This window comes from Acinetobacter sp. Brlt_5, assembly GCF_051949055.1.
In the GTDB taxonomy this organism is placed as follows: domain Bacteria; phylum Pseudomonadota; class Gammaproteobacteria; order Pseudomonadales; family Moraxellaceae; genus Acinetobacter; species Acinetobacter indicus.
Window position 1 is genome coordinate 50,689 of the sequence record NZ_JAYJLP010000013.1, and the last position, 12,728, is coordinate 63,416.

The 12,728-nt window shown below is 46.5% G+C and carries 11 protein-coding genes; 8 read left to right on the forward strand and 3 right to left on the reverse strand.

What is annotated here, in order from left to right:
• Nucleotides 1-36: 36 nt before the first annotated feature.
• Nucleotides 37-477, reverse strand: coding sequence for an RNA-binding S4 domain-containing protein (locus VF685_RS09925; protein ID WP_005178493.1), 441 nt, complete (start codon nucleotides 475-477; stop codon nucleotides 37-39).
• Nucleotides 470-1,156, reverse strand: coding sequence for an HAD-IA family hydrolase (locus VF685_RS09930; RefSeq protein ID WP_152342418.1), 687 nt, complete (start codon nucleotides 1,154-1,156; stop codon nucleotides 470-472). The genes VF685_RS09925 and VF685_RS09930 overlap by 8 nt, the downstream gene beginning before the upstream one ends.
• A gap of 12 nt (nucleotides 1,157-1,168) precedes the next feature.
• Here VF685_RS09930 and VF685_RS09935 point away from each other — a divergent pair, with 12 nt between their 5' ends.
• The 3 genes from VF685_RS09935 (at nucleotide 1,169) to VF685_RS09945 (ending at nucleotide 5,857) form a co-directional block, all read left to right on the forward strand.
• Entirely contained in the window at nucleotides 1,169-2,026 is an 858-nt protein-coding gene (locus VF685_RS09935; protein ID WP_005178490.1) for a 3'(2'),5'-bisphosphate nucleotidase CysQ family protein, read from the forward strand.
• Between the two features lie 55 nt (nucleotides 2,027-2,081).
• A complete protein-coding gene (locus VF685_RS09940) occupies nucleotides 2,082-2,816 on the forward strand; it encodes a histidine phosphatase family protein (protein ID WP_005178488.1) in 735 nt (244 codons plus the stop codon).
• Nucleotides 2,817-3,178: 362 nt separating this feature from the next.
• Nucleotides 3,179-5,857 (forward strand): M66 family metalloprotease, encoded by a 2,679-nt coding sequence (locus VF685_RS09945; protein ID WP_407061117.1) that lies wholly within the window; start codon nucleotides 3,179-3,181, stop codon nucleotides 5,855-5,857.
• Nucleotides 5,858-6,138: 281 nt separating this feature from the next.
• On the opposite strand, the gene rpsT is transcribed toward VF685_RS09945, so the two are convergent.
• On the reverse strand, nucleotides 6,139-6,408 hold the full coding sequence (rpsT, locus tag VF685_RS09950; RefSeq protein WP_005178484.1) for a 30S ribosomal protein S20: 270 nt from the start codon (nucleotides 6,406-6,408) through the stop codon (nucleotides 6,139-6,141).
• A 212-nt stretch (nucleotides 6,409-6,620) separates the two neighbouring features.
• Here rpsT and VF685_RS09955 point away from each other — a divergent pair, with 212 nt between their 5' ends.
• From VF685_RS09955 to mfd, 5 genes are all read left to right on the forward strand, one after another.
• Entirely contained in the window at nucleotides 6,621-7,286 is a 666-nt protein-coding gene (locus tag VF685_RS09955; RefSeq protein WP_075167976.1) for an NAD(P)H-binding protein, read from the forward strand.
• An 11-nt stretch (nucleotides 7,287-7,297) separates the two neighbouring features.
• A complete protein-coding gene (gene rraA, locus VF685_RS09960) occupies nucleotides 7,298-7,810 on the forward strand; it encodes a ribonuclease E activity regulator RraA (RefSeq protein ID WP_005178481.1) in 513 nt (170 codons plus the stop codon).
• A gap of 54 nt (nucleotides 7,811-7,864) precedes the next feature.
• Nucleotides 7,865-8,641: a glutathione S-transferase N-terminal domain-containing protein gene (locus VF685_RS09965; RefSeq protein WP_034597779.1), complete on the forward strand. Its 777-nt coding sequence runs from the start codon at nucleotides 7,865-7,867 to the stop codon at nucleotides 8,639-8,641.
• A gap of 125 nt (nucleotides 8,642-8,766) precedes the next feature.
• Nucleotides 8,767-9,123 (forward strand): hypothetical protein, encoded by a 357-nt coding sequence (locus VF685_RS09970; RefSeq protein WP_127800166.1) that lies wholly within the window; start codon nucleotides 8,767-8,769, stop codon nucleotides 9,121-9,123.
• Nucleotides 9,124-9,251: 128 nt separating this feature from the next.
• Entirely contained in the window at nucleotides 9,252-12,713 is a 3,462-nt protein-coding gene (mfd, locus tag VF685_RS09975) for a transcription-repair coupling factor (RefSeq protein WP_286385070.1), read from the forward strand.
• The last annotated feature ends 15 nt before the right edge of the window (nucleotides 12,714-12,728 follow it).

Consider the following 12,728-nt stretch of genomic DNA (forward strand, 5'->3'; position numbering starts at 1 on the left):
AATCAGTGGCCTTGCGACACATTCTGACGCTTAAAATTAATCATCATGATATGACCAGGACTGGTCATAGGACTGATCATTTTCTTGTTTAAATTTACTGATTTGTCGTCGGTCTTTTTTACTTGGACGATGATCAGGCCGTGCTAGATTATGCAACTTTCTTTGTGATGCAATCAATTCCCGACGAGCAATACTGACCTCAGTTTCTTCATAAAGTTGCTGGGCCACCGGTGCCGGACCGCGGACTGCTGATAAAGACAGCACTTTGACCGTTTTGCGGTCAAAGCCCTGTTGTACGGTCAGCTCCATGCCAACCCGGATTTCCTTGGAAACTTTGACGCGCTCACCATTATGATGCACCTTGCCGCCTTCAATGGCCGCTTTGGCAATTGAACGGGTTTTAAAAAAGCGGGCCGCCCAGAGCCACTTGTCAATACGCATGCTTTCTACAGCTTCGTGTTGAGCAGATTTAGGCATATATTTTGTTTTCCTCAGCGTGTTGCAATAGGGGAATCAGATCGGTTAGCGCATGCAGCATCGGATAATGACTATCTGCACGGGCTGCTTTGCCTGATGAAGGCTGCTGAATGGTCAGCAGCTGTTGAATACCGAATTTTGCTGCACCATTGAGTACTTTTTCGGTATCATCAATAAAGTAACAGCGGGCAGGATCAAAAGGATGCTGCTGTGCCAGGTGTTGCCAGAACTCGACAAATTCTTTGGCATGTCCAACGCTTTCACTGCTGATCATGACATCAAAATAGTCGGCCAGACCAGTCTGCTCAAGTTTAAAGGCCAGGCCGGCGCAGTCGGCATTGGTGGCCAGCCAGATTGGATAGCCATTGGCTTTTAGGTAATCGAGCAGCTCGATACAGCCCGGTCTTAAAGCCACCTTATGTTTGTGCTCAATCTGCATGGCCAGTACATCGACCCCGACTTTACTGGTCCAGAAGCGCGATGAATACCAGTTGAGGGTATGGTTGTGTTCCTGATAAAACTGGAACAGGGTATCCCGGCTTTCCGCCAGACTGCATTGATGCAGCTCGGCATAGCGCACCGGTAACAGCTCATTCCAGATGAAATCATCATAGGCAAGGTCAAGCAGCGTACCATCCATGTCAAAGATGATGGTGGGTTGATCAGAATAATTCGACATATAAGGCTATCTATGTTTAAAAAAACCACAGCACCACAAGATCCACTGATTTTGCAGCTGATGCCCATTGTGACACAGGCATGTGAAATCTTGCGAGAAGAATATCAGCGTTATTGTTCCGGTGCCGATTTTGATATTGAACACAAAAGCGATGAATCGCCCGTAACCCAGGCTGATTTTCGGGTGAATGCCTTCATTACAGAACAGCTGGCCCAGCAGTTTCCAGATGTGCCGCTACTGTCAGAAGAAGGCGCAGTTTATGATCGGGCGCGGTGGGACACGTTCTGGCTGCTTGATCCACTCGATGGCACCAAAGAGTTTTTACATCAACGTCCGGAATTTACCATTAACCTGAGTCTGGTCGAAGGCATTCATACCACCTTTGCCATTCTGGCGATTCCGGGCGAGCAAACGGTGTATATCTGCCCCAAACAGGGCCTGCCGCTACGGTTTAATATCCAGCAACAGCAATGGTACGCCTATCTATATGTAGACAGTGGTCCGCAGATTCAAGTTGGTTTAAGTCAAAGTAGCCAAAATAAACCGGTCTATGAGCAGTATCTACAGGCGCTCGCTACGATTGAACAGGACTATACGGTTTTTCGTGCTGGCAGCGCCTATAAGTTCTGCATGATGCTGGAAGATAAAGTGGATTTATATCCGCGTTTTCACCCAACCAGTGAATGGGACACCAGTGCTGGCCAATGCCTGATTGAACGGATTGGCGGTGGCCTGATTGATTTTCAGGGACGGCCATTTTTATATAACCATCGTGATACGCTGTTAAATGGCAATTTTATTGCCTATAAAAATGCCGAAATGAAAGAGATTGCCTTGCGTGCTCTAGCACTTATGGCGAATGAACATTGAGCTAATTTGCCAACATGCTATAGTGGGCTTAACACCTTTGTATTTGGCTTGATCCATGGCGTTAGAGCTGCTTCCACCGAGTATGTTAAAGGCAATTGATTTGTTGCCCGATGTGCATACTCCCGTGACCTTGTTTACCCGGCATTCCATTCGTGAAAATGTGGCTGGACAGGGACTGGCGGGCTATGATTTGCAGTTAACCGGTCCGGGACGTGAACTGGCGCAAAAATGGGGGGCTTATCTCATTGACCATAGCGGACGCGCCATTCAGCATTGTATCTCTAGTCCGATCCAGCGCTGTGTCGATACTGCCGCTTTAATGATTGAAGGCGCAGATTCGGTACATATTGCGCCAAATACCCATCATATTGAAATTGTCGAGCAGGGCTTGCTGGTCGAGCCAGGCAGTTTTGTGCTGGACATCAAGCAGGCTGGTCCGTATTTTCGCCAGCAGGGTGCGTTGGGCTTTATTAACAGCTTTGTCAATAATGCCTTGCCGGGCATGAAACATCCGATTCATGGCGTGGTGGATGTGCTGGAACTGATTTATAACACTCATCCTAACAGTCCGGGCGGCCTAAGTCTGGCGGTCAGTCATGACACCATTCTGGCTGCGATTATTGCGGTAATTTCAGGGCGTAATGAGGTGTCACAGGAAGACTGGCCACAAATGATGGAAGGGTTGTTTGTCTGGTTTGAAGGTGAAAATTTTCTGGAATCACAGTTGAAATGGATCTGGCGCGGCAAAGTACATACCTTGGATATCTCGCAGTTTCATCAAAAAGTTTAATATAAATTTGCGCTGGGGATGGTTTGTGAAGGTGAGCTATGGCTGGCTTTAATATATCTTGCTCACACTCAAAAAAAATCCACCTAAAATGACTATGTGTTACGCCTATTTCTATTGGGGTGCAAGAGTCTTGTTTGTCTAAAAACCGCCTAAATCAAAATTTTCTTTTCTGCTGCATTTTTGTCCATCATTTAAAAAAATAAAAATAAGCTGTCTCTTTCTCTGTCCAATAAAGTGCAACACATTGCTTTAGATTTTAAATTACTCTAATATAATTTATTAAATCATTGAAAAATATGTGTTTATTTTTATATTTTTAGTCATAAATTGACATTGGGGTAAAATAAATAGTGAAAAGTGTGATCATGTTTCCGCTTAGTTTGTTAAGTGTAAGTATATTGTCATTTATGCTGACGGCATGTGGCGGTGGTGGTAGTGATGGAGAAAGTCAACAGCCGAACAATGGGACAGCACCAGATGCTCCGCTGCATGGAAGTCATTATCCTGAGCCAACGCAAGATGTGGTAAGTCCATCTGTTTTGGGTTTTTATGATTTTAATGCCCAGTCTGAATCACGTGAAGTGCGTAATGATTTAACAGGTTCTTTGCAGGCGATGGTGCAGTTTGCCCAAGGCCATGTGGTTGACCCGAATGGTAACGAAGAGAAAAAAATGCCACGTTTAACCGCAGAACGGGAGGCATTGTTATTAATCACACCGATGCAGGAGATGGATCAGATTAATGCACTGCAGGTTGAGGTGTATCAGAATGAACGGCTGTTACGCCGTATCAACCTGGCTGATCCGACTCAAATTCCGGCCTCGGACCAGAGCAATCGTGATGGCCGTGCAGAAGTGCGCTACAGTAAACGGGCCTGGTCAGCGCGCTTAAACTGGGATGAAGTACGTCCGGGCTTAAAATTACGGATCATTGACAGCAAAAACCGCAGTGGTGATTTACTGGCAGAGCAGATTGATTTTGCTGCGCCTGGTGAACTGGTACTAAATAATATCCGGATTGGACTGCTCACTGCGCCGCCACATTCAACAGGACATGCCATGCTGCTTGAACCGGAAAATTCAGGCACAGACTATTTCCAGACCATTCCGGCAGCGCACATGACGGTGGCTAAATATGATGATATTCAGCTGGATCGGGTGATGGTGGCCAACGGCACCATCTACGACAGTCAAAGTGCAGGCGAAGGCGGTGTTTATTCGGGGGATATGCGTGAAAACACGGCGAAATCGACCTTTAGTGTGGGAATTAACTTGGCCAACTGGGGGGTGACCAGTGCTTCGATGCTCAGTCAGCAACAGCCTCAACTGACTCAAACTGTGGTAACTCACCATGCGCGGGGTAAATATAGCAATGGTGAACAGACCCATGGCTTGAGTGGCGGTAACGGCATGTTGACCCTGTATAACTCGGTGGGTAACGAATTTAGCCATGAAATTGGCCATCATTATGGTTTAGGCCATTATCCGGGCTCTTTTAAAGTAGATGATACCACCACCAATTATTTCTGGTCGGCACATCATGCCGATAGTGGCTGGGGCTATATAGGCTATCGCAACAAAATGCGCGGTAATTTGGCCTGGCAATCCTCCAATCTGGGCGATGGCAAAAACGGGGTGCCAAATTTCCTGAAACTGTATCCGTATGGTTGGGATGCCATGTCAGGCGGTGCCACCAATAGCAGTATTTCACGTTATACCCATTACACCGGTTATAGTACCTTTTTGCGTATCCAGCCGCATTTTACCAATCGTCATGTGTGGGATGAAAGCTCGCCATCCGGCTATAAACGCTGGAATCCGGACAGCCGCCAGATGGAAGTGGTCTATCCGAAAGTGCCGAATTCAAGCGAGGTCTGGTATAACAGCGCCGATGGCTATTATTTAAAACCGCGTTTATTTGGGGTGCCGGTGATTACCATTATTGGCGGCTATGATCCGGAAACCCAGCAAGGGGTGTTGTATCCGGCAGCACGCAGCAACTGGGGCAATGTCTATGATTTGCCGGCTGCACAGCGTGGCGCAGAGCAGGCGGCTTGCTGGTTAGATGTTCAATATACCAATCGCAGCCAGAACGTGGCTTTGGCACCTCATCGTATGCGTGGTAATGCCAATAAGCTGCATGTGAACCTGGCCATTACAGATCAGCCGCAACAGGTTAATTTGTACTGCAAAAAAGCCAATGAAGCCGAGAAATTATTATCGACACTTACGATTCCTCAATACGGCACTGCCATTTCAGCTGCTGTAAAAATTGGACGTGAGGATGGTTATACGGCGCTTAGAAAAGTGGAATTGCCGGAATTCCAGCAGCAATTGGAAGCACAGGCCAATCAGGCGGTGATCGCTTTAAAGCCAGCTGCACAATTACTATATGATTCTTATGCAGAAAATCGTCATGAATTGAGTGCACTAGCTCAGCAGCAGTTGCAGCGTTATGAACAGCAGCAACAGAACATCTACCGTTTGAATCGCTGGATGAATGTCTACCGTGCCGATCTGGAGCATGCAAAACCTGAAGCGCAAACAGCGCTGGAAGGCTTCGTGACGCAGTTGGGACTGGCCAATGAAGATCTTCTGGCTGAAGCAACGCTACTTAAAAACAGAAATAACTGTTTGAAAGTGGAAACTCTGGCGACAGGTCAGAAAAATGTCTATATCAGTGGTGCAAGCGCCTGTACCGGAGATGACACCGAGCAATGGATTTATGATGGTTTGGGCCGGATTCATAGTAAAGCCGAGATAGATTTGTGTTTAAGCAATAACAGCAATGTGGTAACACTGGCCAGCTGTAGCACCACACAGGACAGTCAGGTGTGGACAATGCATACAGAAACCGGAACCATCCGCCAGGGTGCTCAATGTTTTGATCTGGAACATGGCTATTTAAAAGACAATCGTGCCCGTTTAATCCGCTATGGCTGTACCGGTGGGGCTAACCAGCAATGGACCCAGTTAAGCGCTAATAATAGTCTGCAACTGGCTTATTTAACCCCAGAAAACTTAAGACTGATGCTGAAATAACAATTCATATTCAACATTCTAGTCTGAATTATATAAACACCTTCTAAGTAGTTTAGGAGGTGTTTTTTTATGGGGGATGTTGTGGCAATCAAAAATATAGGGGGACAGATTTATTTTCTAGTGATGGTAGGTCGTGTGATGGTTAGATGTTTTTTAGACGGTTTAGTGTGGAATTGAGATGGAATCGATCGGGACGTAAACGTATTGAGGATAAGATCGGACCAAAATAAAATCTACAGATACAAAAAAAGCCCTGAATCAGGGCTCTTTCTGCTTTGCGATTAGTTAGAAGCTAATGCTTTAACTTGCGCGTTCAAGCGGCTCTTATGACGAGCAGCTTTATTTTTATGGATGATGCCTTTATCAGCCATGCGGTCGATTACAGGTACAGCTTTTTTGTAAGCTTCTGAAGCAACAGCATAGTCACCAGCAGCGATAGCAGCTACTGTACGTTTAAGATAGGTACGAACCATAGAACGCAAGCTTGCGTTATGTTTACGTGCTTTAACGTTTTGACGAGCACGTTTTTTAGCTTGAGCAGAGTTTGCCACTCGTGCACTCCTTGAAATAGATTGGTCTGGGCGGGCCGCAATTCAACTGAAAACCACATCAGCAGAATTTCACCAGCCCGTAAACAAGTGCCATATTTTGATTAAACAATGCGTCGAAGTCAAGTCTTGACAAGCTTTGACAACATTTAAGATGCAGAAAAAAATGAAAGAAAACGTTAGATTAGTGTGAGTGCCTGAATATTGGATAAAAAATGACTCAAATCATAAAAAAAGCCATTGTCATAGGATCGACCGGTTTGGTCGGTCGGGCACTGGTTTCTGCCTTAAATGATCATCCTGCCTGTCAGCAGGTTACGGCGGTGGTGCGTCGTCCGGATGCAGCCTTTGAACAGATGGCCAAAGTACAGCCATTGGTGCTGGAAGATTTACTGATGCTGAATGATCAGGATGTCAGCGAGCATAGTCATGGCTTTAGCTGTTTGGGTACCACCCTGAAAAAAGCCGGCTCAAAAGATAACTTTTATGCGACCGACTTTACTATCAATGCCCATTTTGCCGAGCTGTTGCAGCAAACCTCTGCCCATTATCTGCTGGTCAGTGCCTTGGGGGCCAATGCCAGATCGCCATTTTTTTATAATCGGGTCAAAGGTGAACTGGAACAGTACATTCAGAACTTATCTTTAAGCAAAGTTTCACTGCTGCGCCCATCGTTATTGCTAGGCGAGCGTCAGGATGCACGTTTTCTGGAAGATCTGTCACAACAGCTGTTTCAGCGCTGTTCATCTTTTTTGCCTAAAAATTTTAAACATCGGCCAGTGACAGCCGGGCAGGTGGCTCATACTATGGTCGAGGCTGCCTTAACTCAAACTGAAAAGTTTGAAATTTATGATAATTTACGCATACAACATACAAAATGAGGGAAACACACGTGTCTACAGTCGCTTTCGTTACTTGTGATTTGCTGGATGATAACCCGGATAAACAGCTGCAAGTGGTCACCCCATCAATGGATGGCAAATTTTTCAAAAGCTATGGCGCGCGTAAAAGTTTTGGCGGTCAGGTGGTGACGGTAAAATGCTTTGAAGATAATTCGCGTGTAAAAGAATTACTGGCGACTGAAGGCCGGGGCAAAGTGCTGGTGGTGGATGGTGGTGCGTCAATGCGCTGTGCACTTATGGGCGACCTGATTGCCGAATCTGCAGTAAAAAACAACTGGAATGGTGTGATTATTTACGGTTGTGTACGTGATGTCGATGCCATTGCTGAACTGGATTTAGGCGTACATGCGCTGGCAGCAATTCCACAAAAAAGTAACCGTAAAGGCGTGGGTGAGGTCGATATTCCGCTCAGCTTTGGTGGTGTGAATATTCAGTCGGGTGATTATATTTATGCCGATAATAATGGTATTGTGGTGGCCAAAGAAGCATTGGTGGAGCTGTAATCAACCCGATTCGGCATTCATCTTCTAGAACATAACAAGAACAGGAAGGTCATGATGTTGCATCATCAAATTAAAGTGGTACAGGCATTGGCTTCTGCTTTGACCGAAGGCGGGCGCGGAAGCAATGGCACAGCATTTCCCAAGCAACCTGAGCAGCCGCTCAAGTTGTATGAGTTTGAAGGTTCACCATTTTGTCGACGTGTACGCGAAGTCATGACCTTGCTGAATCTGGATTATGAAGTCTATCCCTGTCCTAAAGGTGGTAAAAAATACCGTCCGCAGGTCAAGGAATTGGGTGGTAAACTGCAATTTCCATTTCTGGTAGATGAAAATACCGGAGATCATCTCTACGAATCGCAGCAGATTATTCATCATCTGTTTAAACACTATGGCAAAAGCGGGAAAACCCCGCGGCGCTATGCACATTATCCAAAAATTCCCTTTGTGGCCTTTGCTGGTACGCTGCTTAATGGTGCACGCGGGGTCTGGGTCAAGAAAAAGATTAAAAACCGTGCGGCACCAGAGCAACTGCTGGAGCTGTGGGGTTTTGAAGCCAGTCCGTATACGCGCATTGTGCGCAGTACCTTGACCGAGCTGGAATTGCCTTTTATTTTCCACAATGTGGCCAAAGAGCGCTGGCAGGATCAGGGGCTGGCCAAATTACGTTTAAAGCCAGGTAAATATGTACCTTTAAAGGGCGGTAAACGTGAGAAAGTCTTGGCACTGATGGGAGAGAATATTCAGGTGCCTTATCTGGTTGATCCGAATACCGGCGCTCATATGTTTGAATCGGATGATATTGTGCATTATTTACAGCGCCAGTATGGTTAAAACTCTCAAGTTAAAAGCATCTTCGGATGCTTTTTTGTTTTTATAAGGATATTGCCGCGTTCAAATGCTGGATCTCCACGCTAAAGCCGATACACTAGGCACAGCGAATTTCAGGATATCAGTATATGTTCAATAAAGTGGCGCAACTGTTTAAAAGCAAGCCCTCTCCAGAAGCAGAATTTCTGGCTGAACATCAGATTCAGTTTGATCCGCAACATGGCTATATCGTCGATGGTATTGTGCTGAATGAGGCTTTATCGGAGCGGCTGGAGTATTTGTCCAATCGGCGTATGAACCGTTTTGATGACCTGAAAGAACTGTATTTTACCGCCATGCTGATCAATGAAAAAATTGATCTGGAAATTGCCACGCAAAGCTTTGTAACGCGTTTGGGCAACACAGAAGAAAACCTGTTGCAGTTTAAAAGTATTGTGAAACGCCTGAATGATTATTATCGTCAGTTCTTGCGTGAGAAAAAGTAAGCTTCAATCCATTTTTCAGCCAGATGCGGTCTCATTTTTCAGATAAAGATTAAGAAAAATTAACGTAATGGATGGAAATGCTCGTGTTAGTATAAGCCGCATGTTGATTAGACCTAAAAGCTATATACATGTTCCAACACGAAAGCTCCCAACTCAATCTGAAACAATTAAAAACGGGCGAAAAACGCTGGGTGGGCAATTTGCAGGGCTCATCCGCGGCCTTGCTGATCAAGCAGCTGAGTACCCAGCATAAACAGTTATTGATTGTGGTGGCGCGTAACAGCCAGCATCTGGGGCAGTTGGAAAGCGAATTTGAGTTTTATGGTATTCAACCGACCATTTTCCCGGATTGGGAAATTTTACCTTATGACCGTTTATCGCCGCATCAGGATATTGTCTCTGAGCGTCTGGCGATTTTATCGAATATGCCACAGCAGGGCGTACTGCTGGTGTCGGCTGCAACCCTGGCGCAGCGTGTGGCGCCAACCTCTTGGGTCTTAGGTGAGCATTTTGATATTCAGGTTGGCCAGAAGTTTGAACTGGAACAGCAAAAGAAACGCCTGATTCAGGCTGGTTATCATCTGGTCGATACAGTCTATGACCATGGTGAATTTGCGGTGCGCGGCAGTATTATGGATATTTTTGCTTCAGGGCAAGAAGCGCCGATCCGGATTGACCTGTTTGATGATGAAATTGAAAGCCTGAAGTTTTTTGATCCGGAAACCCAGCGGACCACCCAAACCATTCAGCAATTTTCAGTACTACCCGCCAAAGAGTTTCCTTTAAAAGAAGGCCGTTCGCTGTTCCGCGATCGTTATGCAGAATTATTCCCAAGTGCAAATCCAAAGAAAAGCCCGGTGTATCAGGATGTGCTCGATGGCATTGCCTCGCCAGGGATAGAGTTCTATTTTCCGTTATTCTTTAGCGCTCAGGCAATGGCTGCCGAAAGTACCTTAATGGCGTACTTACCTGAGAATGGCATTGTCATTACAGATAAAGGGCTGGAAGAAAGTTTAAACAGCTTCTGGCAGGAAGTAAACCGCCGTTATGAAGATCGCCGGCATAATATTGACCAGCCTATTTTACCGCCAGAGCAACTGTTTTTATCATCGCAGCAGGTGCTGGGACAGCTGAACCAGTTTGGCCGCATCATCGCCTCGGCAGATCATTTTGCTGAAAAAGCCGGTGTGGTAAATCTGGCCACTGAAGCACCGCCTAAATTGCCGGTCGATCCGAAACGGGAAAAACCATTTAGTCTAGTCAAAGAGTATATTAACGCGGCCAATCATCCGGTGTTGCTGGTCGCAGAAAGTGCCGGTCGCCGTGAAACCTTGAAAGATGCGCTGCGTTCCAGTCTGGGAGAAATCCCAACGGTTGAGAACTTTGCCGAATTCCAGAAATCTTTATATGCCGTTGCCATTACCAACGCTCCTTTAGATCGTGGTCTGGTGATTCAGGGCCAGCTTTCGGTCATTTCGGAAAACCAGCTCTATGAACATCGTGTGGTTCAGCGTCGGCGTAAACGTCAGCAGGAAGTCTCGGAAGAGTTTTTAATTCGCAGTCTGACCGAGCTGAGTATTGGCGCACCAGTGGTACATATTGATCACGGTGTGGGGCGTTATGCTGGACTGGTGACGCTGGAAATTGATCAGCAGGATCATGAATTCTTGCAGCTTGACTATGCCGATGGCGCTAAAGTTTATGTGCCGGTGACCAATTTGCATTTAATTAGCCGCTATAGTGGTGGCGATCCGGATTTGGCACCGCTACATAAACTTGGCACTGATGCCTGGAACAAGGCCAAGCGTAAAGCTTTGGAGCAGATTCATGATGTTGCAGCTGAGTTGCTACATATACAGGCACGCCGTCAGTCCAAACCGGGCTATGCCTTTGAGCTGGATGAAAAACTGTATATGCAGTTTGCGTCCGGGTTTGCCTATGAAGAAACCCTGGATCAGGCCAATGCCATTGAAGCAACCTTATATGATATGCAGCAGGCAAAACCGATGGACCGTCTGGTCTGTGGGGATGTTGGCTTTGGTAAAACCGAAGTGGCCATGCGTGCCGCCTTTGTCGCCGTGCAAAATAATAAACAGGTAGCGGTCTTGGTACCGACCACCTTGCTGGCACAGCAGCATTATGAATCCTTTAAAGACCGTTTTGCCGACTGGCCGGTGCGTATTGAAGTCCTGTCGCGTTTTGGTTCATCCAAAACCCATACTAAAATCATTGAAGATTTGGCCGAAGGCAAAGTCGATATTGTGATTGGTACCCATAAAATTTTGCAGGAAAATGTCCAGTTCAAACAGCTGGGCCTGATGATTGTCGATGAAGAACACCGTTTCGGTGTGCGCGATAAAGAGCGGATTAAAGCCTTGCGCGCCGATGTCGATATGCTGACCTTAACGGCAACCCCTATTCCACGTACCCTGAATATGGCCTTTAGTGGCATGCGCGATTTATCCATCATTGCCACACCACCAGCGCGTCGTTTAGCCGTAAAAACCTTTGTGCAGGAACAGACTGGTGATTCAGTCAAAGAAGCGATTTTGCGTGAATTGCTGCGTGGCGGTCAGGTGTATTTCCTGCATAATGAAGTCGATACCATTGAACGTGCAGCAGAAAATATCCGCCAGCTGGTGCCGGAAGCACGGGTAGCAGTCGCACATGGCCAGATGCGTGAGCGTGAACTGGAGCAGGTGATGCAGCAGTTCTATCATAAAGAATATAATGTGCTGGTCTGTTCCACCATTATTGAAACCGGGATTGATGTCCCGAATGCCAATACCATTTTAATTGAACGCGCCGACAAGCTCGGCCTGGCGCAATTACACCAGCTACGCGGCCGGGTCGGACGTTCGCACCATCAGGCTTATGCCTATTTGCTGGTGCCGTCGATTAAAGGCTTAAAAGGTGATGCTGAAAAACGTCTGGATGCGATTCAGCGTGCATCGACCTTGGGTGCCGGTTTTATGCTGGCCACCGAAGATCTGGAAATTCGTGGTGCTGGTGAACTTCTCGGGGAACAGCAAAGCGGTTCGATGCAGGCCATTGGTTATAGCCTGTATATGGAAATGCTGGAAAAAGCCACTAAAGCCATTCAAAAAGGCAAAACCCCAAATTTCGATGCGCCGTTGTCGTTAACAGCGGAAATCAATCTGCACATGCCAGCCTTGATTCCGGATGAGTATCTGGGCGATGTGCATCAGCGTTTATTATTCTATAAACGTATCAGCAATACCGATACACAGGAAAAACTCGACAACATCCGTATGGAACTGATTGACCGTTTTGGTATTCCACCACAACCGGTAAAACAGCTATTTGCCGTGCATCAGCTGCGTCTGAAAGCCGAGCAGCTCGGTATTACCAAAATTGATGTGGGTGCCAATGGTGGCAATATCGAGTTTTCACCAGATACCCTGGTGCAGGCAATCAGCATTATCCAGATGATGCAGAAACATCCGACCTATTTCCGGATGGATGGCGGACAGCGTTTAAAAGTCATGGTGCTGCTGGATGAACATCAAAAACGGATTCAGTTTATTTCCGATTTGCTGGAGCAACTGCTGCGTGAGCTGCCAGCCTGAGTTAGCGCTCAGTCC

Coding starts and splice junctions, on each gene's coding strand:
- VF685_RS09925 (WP_005178493.1), bottom strand. CDS start 477: ATGCCTAAATCTGCTCAACACGAAGCTGTAGAAAGCATGCGTATTGAC.
- VF685_RS09930 (WP_152342418.1), bottom strand. CDS start 1,156: ATGTCGAATTATTCTGATCAACCCACCATCATCTTTGACATGGATGGT.
- VF685_RS09935 (WP_005178490.1), top strand. CDS start 1,169: ATGTTTAAAAAAACCACAGCACCACAAGATCCACTGATTTTGCAGCTG.
- VF685_RS09940 (WP_005178488.1), top strand. CDS start 2,082: ATGGCGTTAGAGCTGCTTCCACCGAGTATGTTAAAGGCAATTGATTTG.
- VF685_RS09955 (WP_075167976.1), top strand. CDS start 6,621: ATGACTCAAATCATAAAAAAAGCCATTGTCATAGGATCGACCGGTTTG.
- VF685_RS09965 (WP_034597779.1), top strand. CDS start 7,865: ATGTTGCATCATCAAATTAAAGTGGTACAGGCATTGGCTTCTGCTTTG.
- VF685_RS09970 (WP_127800166.1), top strand. CDS start 8,767: ATGTTCAATAAAGTGGCGCAACTGTTTAAAAGCAAGCCCTCTCCAGAA.
- mfd (WP_286385070.1), top strand. CDS start 9,252: ATGTTCCAACACGAAAGCTCCCAACTCAATCTGAAACAATTAAAAACG.